This window comes from Paenibacillus sp. ISL-20, from assembly GCF_018613005.1.
Lineage (GTDB): Bacteria > Bacillota > Bacilli > Paenibacillales > Paenibacillaceae > Paenibacillus_AQ.
In genome coordinates this window covers 45,666-62,983 of the sequence record NZ_JAGGRD010000014.1, presented here as the reverse complement: position 1 = coordinate 62,983, position 17,318 = coordinate 45,666, and the positions used below count along the sequence as shown (strand labels likewise).

Below are 17,318 nucleotides of genomic sequence, written 5' to 3'. Positions count from 1 at the left end.
GCAGCGAAAACTATAACGAAATGTACCGGAGGGGTAAAATTTGAAGAGCAAAAAGGCACTTGTCATGATCTCCTTGACGCTTGCATTGGCGATTACAGGCTGCGGTTTCAAAAAGTCGTCTGAGCCACCACCTGGAAATACCAAGGAACCGGTCGAAACAACAAGCACAGGAAACGGCAATGATATGATTGAGGTTTCAACGGTTTCGCCAAGCGATCCTTACTTGAAATTTGACGAAGGTGAAGACTTCGACAAAAACTCAGTCTATGACGCTTATGAAAAAGATATCGGTGTCAAAATTACAAACAAGTGGATTGCAGATATTAGCCAATTTAAAGAGAGAGTAAAAATTGCTATCGCATCCAACGATCTTCCGGATTTCTTGCTTGTAAACGCTGCACAGCTTAAAGAGCTAACTGAAGCGGATATGATTATGGATTTGACAGAGATTTATGATCAGCATGCTACGGAAGAGACGAAAAAGTTTCTGACCATGGACGGCGGTATGCAGATGAAAACAGCGATGATCGACGGGAAAATGATGGGTATTCCAAGCTCATACAACCCGTTCAACTATCAATTCTTGTTCGTTCGTACCGACTGGCTGAAAGAACTTGGCTTGCCTGAACCTAAAACAATCGATGATTTCATTAAAATTGCTGAAGCATTCAAAGCCAAGAATCCTGGCGGTACAAAAGAAGCTTTCGGTATTGCGGTCAGCAAGAACCCATTTAGTACAGAGACAGGTGTTACCGGTCTGAGAGCGTTCTTGAACGGCTATCATGCTTATGAAAATATTTGGATGGAAGACGGGAACGGCGGTTTGATGAACAGTGATATTCAGCCCGAGATGAAACAGGCTCTTGCGGCGCTGCAAGACATGTTCAAAAAAGGGTTGATCGATCCTGAGTTTGCGGTTAAAGATACGGAAAAAGCTACTGAGCTAATCTACGACGGCAGCATCGGCATGGTATTTGGCGCTTCCTGGACACCGGCGCAGCTTGCGCAAGGGGCTGTGAAAGACGGCAAGGGGGTTCAAGAATGGGGAGTGTTCCCTATCCCTTCAATAGATAATAAGCCTACATTGAATCAAATTGGTCTTGGCGTTGATGAGTACTATGTTATCTCTAAAAAAGCCAAGCATCCGGAAGGCGTAATCGGTTTATTAAACCAATGGATCGTTGTTGACAATCATCCGACAGAAGAGCAGAAGGTATATGGGTATGGTAAAGACCGTGTGGAAAAAGGCAGCAACTACTGGCTGCTTAACCCGCTTCGTGTAGGCAAACAGTTTGACAATAACGGCGAAATTCTGCCTAAAGCCATTGAAAACAAAGACGAAAGCATGTTGAAGGCGATACAAGCATGTGGTGGGAGTATATAATCTCTGGTCCTAATGGTGCCTTTTCTCATGTTCCAGAAATTCAAAAGAACAAGCAATACCTGCAAAACAAATTCTACGGCGCTCCTACTCCGACGATGGCAGACCGTCAAGAAATCTTAACGAAGAAACGTGATGAAATATTCATCAAAATCATGATGAACCAAGTATCCGTAGACGAGTTCGATACATTCGTTGAAGAGTGGAAGAAGCTTGGCGGCTATGAAATCACGAAAGAAGTTAACGAGTGGTATAAATCGCTTCAATAGGATCTGTAGTGCAGGGAGGGATTGAATCGATGCAATCCCTCTTTTTTTTTCAAGAACAATCAGGTTCTTGAGCAGGGAATGCACAGCATGAAAAGTGAATCAGCGAGGTGAAGATATGAATAGTCTGACGCGCATGTGGAAGAAGGAATGGCCGCTTCATTTGATGCTGCTGCCGGGTTTGGCTTTGATTGTTATTTTTAGTTACATTCCTATGACAGGAATCATGATGGCTTTTCAAAAATATGTGCCGAATAAAGGGTTGTTCGGCTCCCCGTTTATCGGATGGAGGAACTTCCAGCTGTTAATGGATTATCCGGATATCGGCCGCATCTTCTTTAACACGGTATACATTGCTGTAATGAAAATCGTTGCCGGTTTGTTCGTGCCGATCACTATAGCAATTTTGCTTAATGAATTGCGTAGAGAATGGATTAAAAGAACTTTCCAAACACTGGTCTATCTGCCCCATTTTTTATCCTGGGTGCTGCTGAGCGGTATCTTGGTCGATATTTTGTCTCCTTCCTCCGGCATATTTAACCAGCTGCTTGGATGGTTCGGCATGAAGCCGATTTTCTTTCTTGGCGATAATAACTGGTTTCCTTATGTCATGGTCATCTCCGATGTATGGAAAGAATTTGGATTTGGCACCATTGTTTATTTGGCGGCGCTGACTGGAATTAATCCTACGCTTTATGAAGCCGCTGAAATTGATGGCGCGAGCCGCTGGAAACAAACGCTTCACGTGACGCTGCCGGGCATGATGCCGATCATCGTTCTTATGCTGACGCTTAATATCGGCAATGTGCTGAATGCCGGATTTGATCAAATATTTAACCTGTACAGCGCGCCGGTTTATGAAAGTGCCGATATCATTGATACTTTCGTCTACCGCATGGGGATACAGCAAGCCCAGTTCGGATTTGCCACAGCTGTCGGCTTATTGAAATCAGTCGTATCCTTTATTTTCATTTCCGTATCCTACGTACTTGCATACCGGCTAGCGAATTACCGTATTTTCTAATAGCGGAAAAGTCGGTGATTCAGAAAGGAGACAGACCGTGGTCATTAAACCGTCATTCGGAAGAAGGGCTTTTCTAGTTTGCAACCTAGTCTTTCTAGCGTTTATATCTTTTTTATGCTTAATGCCGATTATTCATATTTTGGCGATTTCGTTTAGCTCGGGTTCGGCGGCAGCAGCCGGCAAGGTTTCACTGTGGCCTGTAGAATTTACAACGGCGGCTTATGATAACGTGTTCGGCAAGCCTGAATATTTGAGAGCCTTTGGCGTGTCTATTCAACGAGTTTTTATAGGGACGGCATTAAGCATGCTGTTAACGATTGTTACAGCTTATCCTTTATCCAAGGATCGCAATACGTTTCGTCTAAGAACCGTTTATGCATGGATCTTCGTTTTTACAATTTTGTTCAACGGCGGGCTAATTCCTACCTATTTGACAATTAAAAACTTGGGACTTATCGATACTCTCGGAGCGTTGGTGCTTCCTATGGCGATTAACGTGTTCAACGTCATCCTGTTATTGAACTTCTACCGTAATTTGCCCAGGGAGCTTGAGGATGCTTCACGGATTGACGGAGCCGGGCATTTTGCAACACTTTGGAAAATATATGTTCCGCTATCGTTGCCCGCACTGGCGACAACGGGGCTGTTTACGATGGTAGGGCATTGGAATAGTTGGTTCGATGGCATGCTGTATATGAATCATCCAGAAAATTACCCGCTGCAAACTTTCTTGCAAACCGTTATTATTAAGATGGATTTTCGATTTCTTAAATCAGAAAATGTGGAACTCATGCTCCAGCTGTCTGACCGTACAAGCAGGGCGGCACAAATCTTCGTTGCGGCTTTCCCGATTCTTATTGTCTATCCATTCTTGCAGCGGTTTTTCATCAAAGGCATTGTAATGGGAAGTGTAAAAGAATAGACAGGAAGGTCGTAGAACTCGGGCACAGGAGAACAAACGATGAAAAGTATATTCTTTTTACAGGATTCCTCTATATTCAAAAAAATAATGGCTGCCTTTTTGGCGGCCTTGCTGCCGCTTATGGCTATTACGTGGATGATTAATGAGCAAGGGGCCAATCATATCCGCAGTGAAATATCCGATTCGATTTTGAATACGACGCGGTTTTATTTAGACTCCCTGGATCAGGAAGCAGACCGGATCAGCCGATATTTGCCTAATTACGTCATGGACAGGGATTTAATGGAAGTGGCGGCGACAGGTGAGCATATGAACTCCTATGAGCGGTCGTATAAAATATTGGACATTCAGCACCGCCTGGATTTGATGAAAAATTCCAGTCCGTTTATTCGCGAGGCGAAGGCGTACATTCCGCTTATCGAGCGCACCGTGCTGAGCAACAGCTTTGAAACCAAACTGAATGCGGAAGAATATGAAGCGATGCAGTCAGAGAAGAAGCTGTATACGGAGCCCTTTATTTATTGGCAGGATCAGCTGTTTATTACGATGCAATACCCTGCAGGCAAAAAGGACCCGCTCTATGTGGTAGGCGTAGAGCTCTCAACCGGCAAAAAGAAAAATTAGCGCAAATCGGCAATAGCAGGGGAGGCCAGACCGTACTGTTTAATCTGGAGCGCGGCTGGGAAATCAATAGCGGCTCCGACCTTGAATTGCATGATCTGATGAAGCAGCTGGCTTTTGAAAAGCAGGCAGCAAAAATGGATGAAGGCTATGATACGATTCATTATAAAAGTAAGCGATTTCTAACCGTATTCAAGTATTCCAGCCTCTGGAATTCATACATGGTAACGAGCATACCGGAAGAGATGATTCTCGGTTCGCTGCAGGTTTATAAAGCTTGGTTTTGGTGGGCATGCGCGCTTGCTGTTTTTATTTTTTTATTCTTCACCTATTTTATAATCCGGTTAATATACCGTCCGTTGTTAAAGCTGGTGCGTTCCTTCCGCCGCATGCAGCAAAACGAGCTGGAGCCGATCTTGATCGACCGCAGGAAGGATGAGTTCGGCTATTTATACCAGGCTTTTAACGATACTGTGAAATCTTTGAAAACACTGATTGAGGAAAATTATGAGCAGCAAATACGCAATCAGCGTTCGGAGCTGAAAAGATTGCAATCGCAAATTAATCCTCATTTTTTATATAATTGTTTTTTCGTGCTTTGCCGCTTGATTAAATCCGATAGCCAGAAGGAAAAAGCCTACCAGTTCTGTTTATACATCGGGCAATATTTTCAGTTCATTACTCGTCATAATGATGACGACATCCCGCTGGAGATGGAGCTTGAGCATTCCCGCACATATGTGGAGATGCAGTCGATCTGTTACGGGGATCGAATCCAAGTGCTGTTTGAAGTCGAAGCCCAGCCGATTGAAGTCCCCCGATTGATTTTGCAGCCTATTATTGAAAATGCTTACAAGTACGCCCTCGGCAATATGCGCGGTACGGGCGAGCTATGGGTGCACAGCAAGCTGCGAAATGATGCTTTTTACATTTATGTAGAAGATAACGGCGAGTTCATTACGGACGAGGAGATCGAAGTCCTTGGCAAGAGGCAGCGTTATTCAACCAACCAGATTGAGGAGACAACCGGCATGCTTAATGTTCATCGCAGAATTCAGCTTCGTTATGGAGAAGAGTATGGGATTACCGTATCACGCTCTGAGCTTGGCGGGCTTCAAGTTATTATTAAACTGAGCATGAGCTAAGGAGGAATCGCCATGTACAGGCTTTTAATCGTGGATGATCTGCCGATTATTGTAGATGGTCTTCTGGAGTTGTTTGAGAAGACGGAGCATTTGGAGCTTGAAGTCATGAAGGCCTATTCCGGCGAAGAGGCGCTTGAGGTGTTGTCACATCACCGGATGGATATTGTGATTTCGGACATTAAGATGTCCGGCATAGAGGGCATTGAGCTGCTGCAGGAAATAAAATCGCAGTGGCCTGCGTGCAAAGTTATTTTATTGACAGGGTTCAATGATTTTCACTATGCGAAGAGCGCGCTTACATTTGGCGCCTTTGATTATTTGCTGAAAGTGGAAAGTGACGAGAAGATCATTCATACAGTTGAACGGGCGATAGAGGAAATTGAAGAGGAACAGGATCAGGCGCAAATGATCTTGCGTGCCCAGTCCAAAATGAGAATAGCGATGCCTTCCTTGCAGAAGGAATATATTTGGGGCTTATTTCAAGGCAAGACGATGACGGGGCAGCAGCTTCGGGACGCTTTTGCGGAAATTGACATTCCGCTCGACGCATCGCTGCCTGTCTATTTACTGATTGGCCGGATCGATGCCTGGAAGGAAATGTTCACGGCGCCGGATAAGGCTTTGCTCGCTTACGCTCTGCAAAATATCGGCGATGAGTATTTATCCTCCCACATGCGCTGCTTCTCCGTCGTATTTGATATGAACAAAATGGTATGGATCTTTCAGCCTAAAGCCAGTCCGGAGATAACGACGGATACCGGTACGATGGAATGGACAAGGGCATACCGCTATGTGAGCGGCAATTTGGAGACGATACAGGCGACCAGCAAAAAGTTGCTGAGCCTCTCCGTATCTTTTCTTATTGGCAGCGAGGCTGTCCCATGGAATCGGCTGTCGGATCGTTTTCATGCGATGAAATACGGTCTTATGCAAGGCCATGGTTTGTTCCATGAGGTCATCATGACAGATAAAGATATTCAGAAGTCCGAAGAAAAAGAGAAGGCGAACAGCTATCATGACAGCTTTTTACACGCTCGCGTCCAGCTGCTGATGAGCAGTCTTGAAAACAATCACCGTGAGCAGTTTAATCATCTATTTGTTGAATTGACAGACATCTGGAACGATCAGGATACTCCTTATGAGCGCAAGATTGAGTTGTACCATTTCCTATCTGCGGTATTTCTGGCGCATTTGCACAAAAATAAAGATATGCGAGACTATCTGAATTCCCAGATTAATTTAGATATGCTGTTCCGCCAGGAGGAGACCGCTTCATGGACGGAGCTCATTCCATACTATTGGCAAATGGCGGACTGCTTTTTTGAATGGAATGCGATTCGAGGAACAGAACTGCCGGCGGAGGTCGTCAATAAGGTGCATCGCTATATAGAGGGGCATATTGCGGATGATATATCCCTAACCGCTATTGGGGATTATGTCAGCTTGAATCCATCCTATCTATCAAGGCTTTACAAACAGATAACGGGAATTGGACTCTCTAAATACGTAAATGATTACCGCAATGTCATTGCAAAGGACATGCTGCTCAATACATCCATGAAGGTCAATGAAATTTCCTCCAAGCTCGGCTACAATTCAGCGCTTGCCTTTATCCGCTTCTTTAAGAAGCAAAATGATATGACGCCGCAGGATTATCGGACGGCCCGAGCTGAATCGATGCAGCAAGGTCAATAAATGTATATGGAATGTAAGCAATGATCTATTTTGATGCGCGGAATCACCCCTTACAATGAAAATATGATGCAATTGTATAGGCAAGGGGGACTAACATTGAGAACATTAACGGCTGTACTATTAGGCGCAGGCAGTAGAGGAAGATACATCTATGGACCGTATGCGGAAAAATTTCCGAATGAGCTGAAGTTTGTTGCAGTAGCCGAACCGGATGATGAACGCAGACAACGTTTTGCAGAGATTCATCAAATCGCTGAAGAGCATGTTTATCATTCTTGGGAACAAGCATTCGAGCAGGGAAAAATAGCCGACGTGATGATCATCTCCACGCTTGACCGGATGCATTATATACCGGCAATGAAAGCGCTGGAGCTTGGTTACCATGTCATGCTGGAGAAGCCGATGTCGCCGAATGTGCAGGAATGTATAGAACTGGAGCAAGCTTCACTTAAGCATAAGCGTTTGCTGGTGGTCACGCATGTGCTTCGCTATTCCCCGTTCTGGTCGGGCATCAAGAAATGCATCGAGGATGGGGAACTGGGCGCAATCGGCACCATTCAGCTGACCGAGAACGTAGGCTATCACCATATGATTCATAGCTACGTACGCGGCAATTGGCGCAATTCCGAGGAAACAAGCCCGATGATTTTGGCCAAGTCCTGCCATGACCTGGACATCATCTCCTGGCTGATGGATGAGCCGTGCACAGCGGTCAGCTCCTTTGGCTCATTGCTGCATTTTAAAGCCGAGAACGCGCCCGAGGGTGCAACGGACCGCTGCATCGATGGTTGCGAAGCGGAGAGGGAATGTGCCTTTTCAGCGATTAAAATGTATTTGGAGCAACCTGCCGATCATTGGGCGCGCTATATGACGCACGATTTATCACAGGAAGGCATTATCCGGGCGCTTAAGGAAGGACCGTTCGGCCGCTGCGTCTATCGCTGCGATAACAATGTTGTTGACCATCAGGTCGTCAATATGGAATTTGCCACCGGCGCCAACGCTAACTTTATTATGTCGGGATTAACCAAGAGCGCTACCCGCCGTGTGCAGATTATGGGCACGCAGGGAGAGATCATTGGTGACATGGATAAGGGCTCATTTACGCTGTACCGCTATGCGACGGGCGAAGAGATTGAAATTAAATGCAGTGTGCAGGGAGACGGCCACGGCGGAGGCGATGAGCGCATGGTGAGCTCCTTCCTCAAAAATGTACATAAGTTCGACCGCAACCCGTCTCAAGGCCTCACATCGGCTACAGCTTCCTTGCAAAGCCATTTGATTGCCTTCGCTTCCGAACGATCCCGTTTACAGCAAGGCAGAAGCATAAAGCTGGCAGAGATGTATCAGAAGTAAGAAGTGGGCGTTTAATTGTTGAAGTTACGGAATTTGAATTAAACCACAAACTCACCGTATGAGTTGAATGAAGCCGCGACGGTGGACGGCGCCATTGCCGCTGCAGATGATGATCTGCCGGCAAATGGTTTACCGTCGGACTGATCTTCAAAGACATTTCGCGAGCAAAGAAGGGAGTGGGGAATGAGATTTTTTGTTTTTGAAAGCGATTTCAATTAAGGCTTGTATCCAATTTCGTGAAAGGGGGGATCCATTCAGGTATTCATCACGATGTGGTAAAGATTTCAGGTATTTCTACACACACGAGACTAAAAAAGGAGTTGACACAGATGAATTCAAATAAGAAATGGGGATCCGCCCTGCTGGCAGCTGTACTGCTGATGACCCCGGTTTCTGCGGTGCAGGCGAAATCGCCTGTTCCGGCAGTAATTAGTGCGCAGGCGGAAGATGCAGACCAGATGGAAGGAAATAATGCGGGAAATCCACAGTTCGTATCGGATCAACCGACAGATGTCGGGGAACCGGATGCGGAACAGGCATCCTCAGCACCGAATGCAAACAAGGCGGGAGTATCTTCGGCAGTAGAGGAGACGCAATTCCGCAATCTTGCGGCCGGCCTCCCTTATGAATGGTCTGAGGAGCCAGACGCGTCGCGTCCTGACGGCGGGTACAAGCTTACGGATGGAAAATACGGCACATTGGATATGAATGACCCGGCATGGGTAGGGCATCAGCGTGGAAAAACGCGGGAAGTCGTCTTTGATCTCGGTGAGGAAAAATCAATCGGAAAGATTACAGCACACTTTTACCAAGATTATCCTACCAACTCGATCCTCGTACCTTTGACGGTATCCATGTATGTCTCCGACGATAAAGAAAATTGGGGACTGTTGTCCCATAACGCCACCCAGCTGCTCTGGGGGGAAGGACCGCCAAGACAGGAAACCTTTGAATGGGACGGCAAACGGGATGGAATCAAAGGTGGGAATACGGACGGCAAGCTGGCTTATGCCCGTTATGTCAAAGTCACCTTTACGATGCATCCTACACAATGGTCATATATTGATGAGATTGAAATTCGGGGTACCGATGGACAGGCTGACGGATCAGTAAAGGTCCCTGCCGAGCATCCGCAATTTATGGCGCCGGGAGAAGCCACTGCAGGCATCCGCAATCTCGGACTGCTTTATAATGGGTATTATGCGGATGGTTTAGGTGATTGGAGTAAAGAGCGGATCATCCCGAACATCAGCTATGTGGATAAAGAGGGCAACCCGAAAGATTGGCTGTTTGACGGCATTTTGTATTTGGGGCTTAACACCCCCCAAGGCCATGATTTTGGCCTGGGGGAAACGAACCTGAATGAATGGAATTGGTATTTGGAAAAAACGTTTAAAACGGATGGCGATATGCAGCATTTAAACGAAGCTACCAAAGAGGTTGCCGAGAAACTGGGCCAGCCGGACCACAAGGAAAAAGTCGTGTTGATGGTTCCAAATCCCGGAGAATCAATGAGAGACTTTGGTGTCATTAATGGAGAAAATTTAAGTTTTGACGCAGCTGATGGCGGAGAAGAAGTAGCATTAGCAAACCGAGTCAAGGCGATACAGTGGTGGCTTGATGAGGTTGAAAATAGATGGAATGCTGCCGGGTATTCTAATCTGGAGCTTGTCGGGATCTACTGGCTCGATGAACAAATCAGCACAAGCAAATCGGGTCCGGCTTTACTCCAGGCTGCTAGTGAAAAAATTCATAATAAAAACCTTAAGTTTTTCTGGATTCCGCATTTTATGGGATACAAAGTGTTTATGTGGAAGGACGTAGGCTTTGACAACGTTGCCTTCCAGCCGAACTATTTCTTCGAGGCCTTGGGTTACGATCGTCTGGAGGATGCCGCGAACCTGGCAAAGCAATACGGCATATCCAACGAAGTCGAGTTTGATGACCGGATGTTGACCGACGGCGTGTTCCGTGAGCGATTTATCGACTACTTGAACAGCGGCGTTGAAACAGGCCTGATGCAATACGGATTCAGAGCTTATTATCAAGGGAATAATGCCGTTTACAATGCGGCGGTCAACCAAGATCCTTCCAATCGCATTTTGTATGATTGGTTGTATCAATATGTGAATGGAACATATGAAATAAATAATGCGGCTCCGCCGGAGGCAGCCGTACAAATGAATGGACAGCCTCTTCAAAGTGGCGCTTTGGTAAATGAAACAGAGCCGCTCCAGTTTACGTGGCAGTTAAAGGATGACGATGGCGTGACGAAAGTGACGGCTCAGTTTGACGGCAAGCCTTATACGGCCGGAACAACCATAAATCTGTCGGGTGCACCGGGAAAACATGAATTGCTTATTACCGTAACGGCGGGCAAGTCGCAAAAAACGTCTTATATTATCGATGCCCGTGCAAACGCGGACAGCATGAAAACATTGGTGAACCGATTTGCGGAACAAAATCAGTTTACGAATGCCGAAGCGCCTCGTTCTTTGAACAATTATCTAGAGCTGATGAAACGCTACGAAGGAACGGATGCGACACAGTTTGACAAATATCTGAGAGGTTTTAACGTGAAACTTGATATTTTGTTGAAAGATGGCGTTATAAAAGAACCAGCGTACAGCGCGCTAAAGGAAGACGTTTATTACCTGATTGGAAACTTGGCGCAAAATAAAAAGGCGGAAGCCTCTTCAGTAGAAGGCGGCAGCCCGAATTTGCAACCTGAAAAAGCGGTGGACGGATTCCCAGCGACAAGATGGGCCAGTGATTACACGAATAATAGCTGGTACCAGGTCGATCTTGGCGAAACCAAGGAATTTGATACCGTACGAATCAGCTGGGAATTTGCGCGTGCTAAAACCTACAAACTTCTTGTATCTGACGATAAGCAGAATTGGACCAGTGTGATCAAGAACAACGAGGGAATCATTACGGCACGTGACGGAAAAGAAACACTTCATTTTGAGCCGGTCAAAGCAAGATACGTCAAATTCCAAGGGCTCGAAAGAAATACGGATTATGGTTACTCCTTCTATGAGTTTGGCGTGTACAACCTTGCGGGAGGCGATGCGGTAACTCCGATCGACGGCGTAAGAGCTGTGGCAGATGTCGCCGCAGGGAAACTGACGATCGATGGTCTGGTAATGAATGGAAGCAGCCAGTCCAAAGTGAATTTGAAAGTACTCGATTCGAAAGGGAAAGTTACGTATGAAGGCCAGACGACAAGTACAGTAACGGGAAGTTTCCAATTCACGATCAAGCTTACCGGTAATCTAAAGGGAACTAACGTTGCCTATCTCTCAATGGATGGTATATCGACTCCCGTGAAGTTTACATTTGATTACAAGCCACAGTGAATGGTAATTATTTCTCGGGCAAGCGAGAATTCGATAACAAACGGCTTGTTTTCGTTGATTTCGACCTTGGACCAAGGCATTTCATGACAAATACTGTAGCGCCATGATACGGATAACTTATAGTTCCAAATAAATAAAAGCCATGGTCACAGCGATAATCTCACGCTGTGACCTATGGCTTCTTCTTTTGAATCGGTCCTGATGCCCCCATGGGAAATATGTGCCGGAGATGTTCTGTCAGCCGAAAAGAAATAATAAAAACATAATAGTAAAAGTATCGATGTTACAATGTTAATAATCTCTACACTAAAATTAATCTTTAATCAAGCGATATAGAAAATAGAGCGCTCGCACCTGAAGTTTGATCGTTTTGTGCAGGTAAGCCTGGATACTTTCAGAAAGCTTCATCGCATGCTCGATGTTCTCTAGATCTAAGCGTGCAATGGATTGTTTTAAGTTCACGGTTTCCTCGGAATAAACAGCGCTCTGCAGTACCTGAAACATCCTAATTTTAAAGAGATGCGCTTCATTATAAAGACGGTATTCGTTATCAGGGTCTCGCTTAGCCGTAAACAGGCCGCTTTGCTCCCAGTAACGGATTGCCGATTTAGGAGCCCCTGTCCGGCTGGAAACCTCGTGGATGCTGAAATGTTGGTTAAAGTCGTAAGCTTGACTACCTTCAGAATACGATTTCAACTCTCTTACCAGTTGATCTAAACTTGCTTTTTCCCGATGCAGCATGACCTCCCGATCCCTGACGATCCACAATGCGTCATCCAACTCATTTCGCCCAAGACAATGCATTACCTCGCTCGTTACTTCCATACCGAATGCGGCAGCCATGGCTTGAATACATGCCAGGTAAGCTTCATGCCGTTCTGTATACATACGATATCCATTTGAAGATCGATCTGCAGGAGGTATCAATCCCTTCGCTTCGTAGTTCCGCAGGGTGCTGCCGCTTAACCCGTATTTTTCTGCCAGTTTTTTTGGTCGAAAGCCCATGTTATCCCACCTTGATAAAAAAATGCGCAAACATTAAAACCATTGTAATGTTATTCTGGATTATTTATTGATTTCCTTCAAATTTATCCTCTAACCTTCCAATTGGCTTACATGTTGTATGATGGAGATAATCCAATTCAAGGAGGAGTATATATGACAGTAAAACCAGTATTCCGTTACGACATGACCATTGAGGAGATTTGTGGGGCAGGTAATCAATATATCGAATCGGTATGGAAAACATTATACGATTCGATGCTTGATGAGTTAACGATCGCTTTTCGTGAAATCGAGGATGCTGCCTATGGGCTTTATTTGGACCAGTTGATGCCCGTAATCTTCGATAGCCTTGAAGATGCAGGTTTCGAAACAACGGAACCCCTCAAGGAGCATGATTTCGTAATCGGGAAATGTCTGCTATTTCGCAACTCGCTTGAAAAATGGGGGACCGAGGAAAATAGGTCCAGAATTTTCTGGAATGTTATACGTAGTAAGGGTAGTCAACAACCCATTGGAACTTTATTGACGGAAATCCCTCATTCTCATCTGAAGTTCGACATTCCTATGGCACCTGTACTATATTCGCTGAAAGAGTATGAGAGGGAACAAATCGCCCGAGGGATTCGACGGATCAAGGAATAAGAATAACGGAACAACGGGGCAATCGGATCGGGCCTCAGACTCATTTCCTTCATTTATTGTTCCCGGCCCAGACGGGGCGTTATGGTTTACGCAGAATCGAGGTGATTCGGTCGGCAGAATAACCACCGAAGGTGATGTAACAGAATTTCCAATTCCAACACTGAATTGTCGGACGACAAGAACATGAAGACTGTGTAAGTCGCATTCTATGCGGCTTTTTTCTTTTAAGTATATAAGTTCTTGTCGTAACACAATGACAAGAACTTATATACTTAACCGAAATTGACAAGAACATGGTTACTTAGCCGATTAGATGAATGTCTAATGTAATTCAATATTGGATACCTTTACTTGGTAGTACCAACGTAGCTGACACGATCCGCAGACACATGGGTAAAAATAAAAGAACCCTTCACTTCTGGCGCTAAATTGGCGGTTTTTGTTTATCGGAACCAAGTTCTTGTCCCGAGTTAAGGACCAGAACTTGTTCCGATTGCCGTAATGGACGAAACTTAACCGATAAGATGGGCGTCTACTTAAATATAAGTAGATCGTGTAAACGAATAAGCCTCCTAAATATGGACTTGATTGGGTTTTGTCGTATTCGTTCGGAAACAACCCCTGTTCATGGTTAGGACAGTCAGAGAAGAAGGGAGTTTCAATAATGCGCTGTTTGGGGATTTGGCTAGCTGCAAACGCTACGATTGAGACATTTTTCATCTAATCCTTCAATAATGTCAAAAGTTTTTTTTGCCGACATCCCCGGAACCCCAGTTTCACGGATTGTCTTTGCTGCCATTACTTGCGATCAGATGTTCTGACCACCCGAGACTTCGATTCTCTGCGCATTAACCCAGCGATTGTCGGATCCAAGTAGGTTGGCGACTGCGGGACCAATGTCGTCGGGTACGCCGACTCGACCAAGGGCAGTCATCGCGGCAAACGTGTCATTGTAAGCAGGCATGTCGCGTACAGAACCTCCTAGGAAATCGGTTTCGATTGCTCCAGGTGCAATGGTATTAGCGGTGATACCTCGGTGACCAAGTTCTTTTGCCAAATAGATGGTTAAAATCTCGACCGCCCCCTTTGCGGCAGAATAGGCGGAGAATCCGGGAAAAGAGACGCGAGTGAGACCCGATGAGAAGTTCACAATACGACCACCATCTGCAAGAAGCGGCAGAAGGGCCTGAGTCAAGAAAAATACGCCTTTGACATGCACATTAAACAGGCCGTCGAACTGAGCTTCTGTAGTTTCGGCATAGTCTATCATTTCTCCGTGGCCGGCATTATTCACCAGATGATTGAAAGTGGCACTATTCCAAGTAGACCGCAGGGTCGAACGAACTGTCTCAACAAAGGCCGTAAAGTTGGCAATGTTTCCAACATCAAGTTGTAATGCCACTGCTTTACGACCCAGAGATTCGATCTCAGCAACAACAGACTTTGCTTCTTCTGCTTGGCTACGATAGGTCAGGATGACATCACCGCCATGACGCGCAATACTGATGGCAGTATTGCGACCAAGTCCACGGCTACCGCCAGTGACGATTGAGATATTTTTCATTGTAACTTCATCCTTTCAGAACTCATTTTTAATTGCATTGTTATCATAGAATATAAAGTTCACTTTAAGTCAAGCCTTTTTCACTGAAAAAATAAGTGTATAATTAAACAGTGTAATCTTTGGTTTAATCATATCTTCCTCATCTTTTATAGCGTAAATACGGATGTTTTAACTAGATTTGCCAAAAAATTAATTAAAGTTCACTTTAATAGGAGGCGATGAGTTTAATTTATGTTGACTATAAGGGAAGTTACTGAATTGACAGGAATGGCGGCTCCCACACTTCGATATTACGAAAAGGAGGGGCTGCTTCCACATGTGAAGAGAAATGAAAATGGGAAGCGGTTATATGACGAAGATGATTTAAGCTGGATACACTTCGTTACTGCGCTTAGAGCAACAGGAATGCCAATTGCTCAAATTCAGAAGTATGTATACTTGTATAAAGAAGGGGACTCGACGATTTCGGAACGAAAAATGATGATGCTCCATCATAAAAAAGAAATTGAGAAAAGCATAAGGGAACTATATTTTAACTTGGATAAAATAAACTATAAACTTGCTCTATATGATGTAATAGAATCTCAGATTGAACGAACTAACATCAAAATTTGATTAATACAAAAACCGGAGGAACGGTAGAAGTAACCGTTCTCAGGGGAACGCTGGATGCCGTGAACGGAGTCTCTAATGACACAAAGTTACCAACAAATTTAAATGTGAAGAAAGCCTGATGAATCAGGTTTTTTATTTATTGAGGAGAAATTGTATCATGAAAAAAATGCACAAATGCGCCTACATTTGTCGAGGACAAGAACATGAGCCGATTACCGATTAGATAAGTATCTAACTATGTTTCCATGCAATTTCATTAAGCTAACGGGCTGAATTGCGCATCTTCCATTATTTGGTGTAGTATGTGAAGTGAAAAGGACGGGACGAACGGTTACAGAGTGAAGAGTGAGAAAGGAGCGAAAATGTGAGGATGTATTCTAAAAGCAATAGAATATTGATTGGTGTGGTTATTATAGTTTGTGTAGTAGGAGGTGTAATGGTATTCCAAAGCACATATGCTAAAAGTACGACTAATCAAAGCCACACAAATTCTCCTAACTATCCTGAAAATAAAAACGGACAGACATACGGTTCTAGCGCAGATGCTACTTCTCCAGAAGCGGAACCTGAATTAGTCAGTGCTATAGGTGTGGATGGCACTGCAGGATATGTGCTAAAAAAAGACTTAGACGGTGAGCTACCAAAATCACCCGAGGAAGCCATTGCAATACAGAACAGTAGATCACCAGATGGTCGTGATATTCCGCTGTTTGATGTTGATGGTGAAACTGTAATTGGTGTGTTTCATGTTGGTGGAAAGTAATAAAAAGGATGTTAAGTGTTATGCCTCCACAATTCATGAACACCGCTCTGTCCGTCAGGGAAGAGGCCGACAGGTTTATTTTAAGAAGACAATTGACAGACGTAAAGAACATGAGTACTTTCAGAGTCGCATAAAATGCGGCTTTTTGTTTGAAGTATATAAGTTCTTGTCGTAACTCCAGGAGACTGCAACGAAAAGTGCATAATCGGCAACAAATTCTTGAAGAAAATGAAAGTAAATATCAACTTGAAGTCCAGAAAGCAAAGCAAAAGCACAGGGGCAAATAGTTAAAAAAAGTATCCTTTCTGAGGAAGCAAATCTTATAGACGTACTTCCTTTTTCAATGGATGGATCATTAAACTAACGGGAAACGATATCCCGGCAATGGAACTCGCCCAACAAATTGGGCAGACGCATGGGGAACTTCATCGTTATGGGGCCCTTTATGAAGTATATTCATGCTGGCAATGGACAACGCTTAAGGTTAAATATTATCTTATGCGGGAGGTCATCGCTTCTTGAAATTTGAACTAGGACGTTGCTTACTGAATGAACGATTGATGGAATCCGGGAAGTCAGCGGAATGGCTGGCAAAAGACTTGCTTTTTAAACCGGAACGAGTTTACGACTTTATTGAAAACAAAAGAGTGATGCCGCTCAAAATTGCCATATCGATCGCTGATTCCATCGGTTGTGATGTTCGTGCCTTGTATGAATTAATTCCGAACGATAATGAAGTAAAGGGTGATTAATGGAATAAGTGGTAGGTTACATTAAGACTACAAATATGATCCATTAAGCTAAGCTAACGGGAAACGACAACTCAATTAAAATAAGAAGGTAGCTGATCATTGTGATCGACTGCCTTTGTTAAACTAACTTGACCTCCGCCTCCGACACGACTGAACCCATATCGGGATACGAACATACAAGTATAAGAAGTCGCGAACACCGCGG

12 protein-coding genes and 3 pseudogenes are annotated in these 17,318 nt (G+C 44.6%); 13 read left to right on the top strand and 2 right to left on the bottom strand.

Annotation, left to right across the window (positions count from 1 at the left end):
• Window positions 1-40: 40 nt before the first annotated feature.
• From J7E85_RS08785 to J7E85_RS33915, 7 genes and pseudogenes are all read left to right on the top strand, one after another.
• Window positions 41-1,650 (top strand): annotated as a pseudogene (locus J7E85_RS08785) (extracellular solute-binding protein).
• A 115-nt stretch (window positions 1,651-1,765) separates the two neighbouring features.
• Window positions 1,766-2,671: an ABC transporter permease gene (locus J7E85_RS08780; protein ID WP_215156939.1), complete on the top strand. Its 906-nt coding sequence runs from the start codon at window positions 1,766-1,768 to the stop codon at window positions 2,669-2,671.
• 37 nt (window positions 2,672-2,708) lie between these two features.
• Window positions 2,709-3,593, top strand: coding sequence for a carbohydrate ABC transporter permease (locus J7E85_RS08775; protein ID WP_215156937.1), 885 nt, complete (start codon window positions 2,709-2,711; stop codon window positions 3,591-3,593).
• Window positions 3,594-3,632: 39 nt separating this feature from the next.
• Window positions 3,633-5,359: pseudogene (locus J7E85_RS08770) on the top strand (sensor histidine kinase).
• Between the two features lie 12 nt (window positions 5,360-5,371).
• Window positions 5,372-7,054: a response regulator gene (locus J7E85_RS08765; protein WP_215156935.1), complete on the top strand. Its 1,683-nt coding sequence runs from the start codon at window positions 5,372-5,374 to the stop codon at window positions 7,052-7,054.
• A 96-nt stretch (window positions 7,055-7,150) separates the two neighbouring features.
• The gene (locus J7E85_RS08760; protein ID WP_215156933.1) at window positions 7,151-8,410 is read left to right on the top strand and encodes a Gfo/Idh/MocA family protein; all 1,260 of its coding nucleotides are present in this window, start codon (window positions 7,151-7,153) and stop codon (window positions 8,408-8,410) included.
• Window positions 8,411-8,739: 329 nt separating this feature from the next.
• Window positions 8,740-11,772, top strand: a complete 3,033-nt coding sequence (locus J7E85_RS33915; RefSeq protein ID WP_251035578.1) for a DUF4855 domain-containing protein — start codon at window positions 8,740-8,742, stop codon at window positions 11,770-11,772.
• A 312-nt stretch (window positions 11,773-12,084) separates the two neighbouring features.
• On the opposite strand, the gene J7E85_RS08740 is transcribed toward J7E85_RS33915, so the two are convergent.
• Complete coding sequence (locus J7E85_RS08740; RefSeq protein ID WP_215156931.1) at window positions 12,085-12,777, bottom strand: MerR family transcriptional regulator; 693 nt, start codon at window positions 12,775-12,777, stop codon at window positions 12,085-12,087.
• A gap of 153 nt (window positions 12,778-12,930) precedes the next feature.
• Between J7E85_RS08740 and J7E85_RS08735 the strand changes: the two genes are divergently transcribed.
• A complete protein-coding gene (locus J7E85_RS08735) occupies window positions 12,931-13,419 on the top strand; it encodes a DUF6022 family protein (RefSeq protein WP_215156929.1) in 489 nt (162 codons plus the stop codon).
• Between the two features lie 40 nt (window positions 13,420-13,459).
• Window positions 13,460-13,579 (top strand): annotated as a pseudogene (locus tag J7E85_RS33910) (virginiamycin B lyase family protein); the annotation flags it as partial.
• Between the two features lie 648 nt (window positions 13,580-14,227).
• Here the strand turns inward: J7E85_RS33910 and J7E85_RS08730 are convergent.
• Complete coding sequence (locus J7E85_RS08730) at window positions 14,228-14,983, bottom strand: SDR family NAD(P)-dependent oxidoreductase (RefSeq protein ID WP_215156927.1); 756 nt, start codon at window positions 14,981-14,983, stop codon at window positions 14,228-14,230.
• Between the two features lie 267 nt (window positions 14,984-15,250).
• On the opposite strand from J7E85_RS08730, the gene J7E85_RS08725 reads away from it, so the two are divergent.
• The 4 genes from J7E85_RS08725 to J7E85_RS08710 all read left to right on the top strand — a co-directional run bounded on the left by J7E85_RS08725 (window position 15,251) and on the right by J7E85_RS08710 (window position 17,113).
• Window positions 15,251-15,598, top strand: a complete 348-nt coding sequence (locus J7E85_RS08725) for a MerR family transcriptional regulator (RefSeq protein WP_353049479.1) — start codon at window positions 15,251-15,253, stop codon at window positions 15,596-15,598.
• A 370-nt stretch (window positions 15,599-15,968) separates the two neighbouring features.
• A complete protein-coding gene (locus tag J7E85_RS08720; protein WP_215156925.1) occupies window positions 15,969-16,361 on the top strand; it encodes a peptidase M56 BlaR1 in 393 nt (130 codons plus the stop codon).
• A gap of 149 nt (window positions 16,362-16,510) precedes the next feature.
• Window positions 16,511-16,648, top strand: a complete 138-nt coding sequence (locus J7E85_RS08715) for a DUF2992 family protein (RefSeq protein ID WP_251035577.1) — start codon at window positions 16,511-16,513, stop codon at window positions 16,646-16,648.
• Window positions 16,649-16,879: 231 nt separating this feature from the next.
• Window positions 16,880-17,113, top strand: a complete 234-nt coding sequence (locus J7E85_RS08710) for a transcriptional regulator (protein WP_076106729.1) — start codon at window positions 16,880-16,882, stop codon at window positions 17,111-17,113.
• The last annotated feature ends 205 nt before the right edge of the window (window positions 17,114-17,318 follow it).

Excerpts from the sequence above, each read along its gene's own strand:
- J7E85_RS08780 (WP_215156939.1), top strand. The coding sequence starts at position 1,766 with ATGAATAGTCTGACGCGCATGTGGAAGAAGGAATGGCCGCTTCATTTG.
- J7E85_RS08765 (WP_215156935.1), top strand. The coding sequence starts at position 5,372 with ATGTACAGGCTTTTAATCGTGGATGATCTGCCGATTATTGTAGATGGT.
- J7E85_RS33915 (WP_251035578.1), top strand. The coding sequence starts at position 8,740 with ATGAATTCAAATAAGAAATGGGGATCCGCCCTGCTGGCAGCTGTACTG.
- J7E85_RS08740 (WP_215156931.1), bottom strand. The coding sequence starts at position 12,777 with ATGGGCTTTCGACCAAAAAAACTGGCAGAAAAATACGGGTTAAGCGGC.
- J7E85_RS08735 (WP_215156929.1), top strand. The coding sequence starts at position 12,931 with ATGACAGTAAAACCAGTATTCCGTTACGACATGACCATTGAGGAGATT.
- J7E85_RS08730 (WP_215156927.1), bottom strand. The coding sequence starts at position 14,983 with ATGAAAAATATCTCAATCGTCACTGGCGGTAGCCGTGGACTTGGTCGC.
- J7E85_RS08725 (WP_353049479.1), top strand. The coding sequence starts at position 15,251 with ATGGCGGCTCCCACACTTCGATATTACGAAAAGGAGGGGCTGCTTCCA.
- J7E85_RS08720 (WP_215156925.1), top strand. The coding sequence starts at position 15,969 with ATGTATTCTAAAAGCAATAGAATATTGATTGGTGTGGTTATTATAGTT.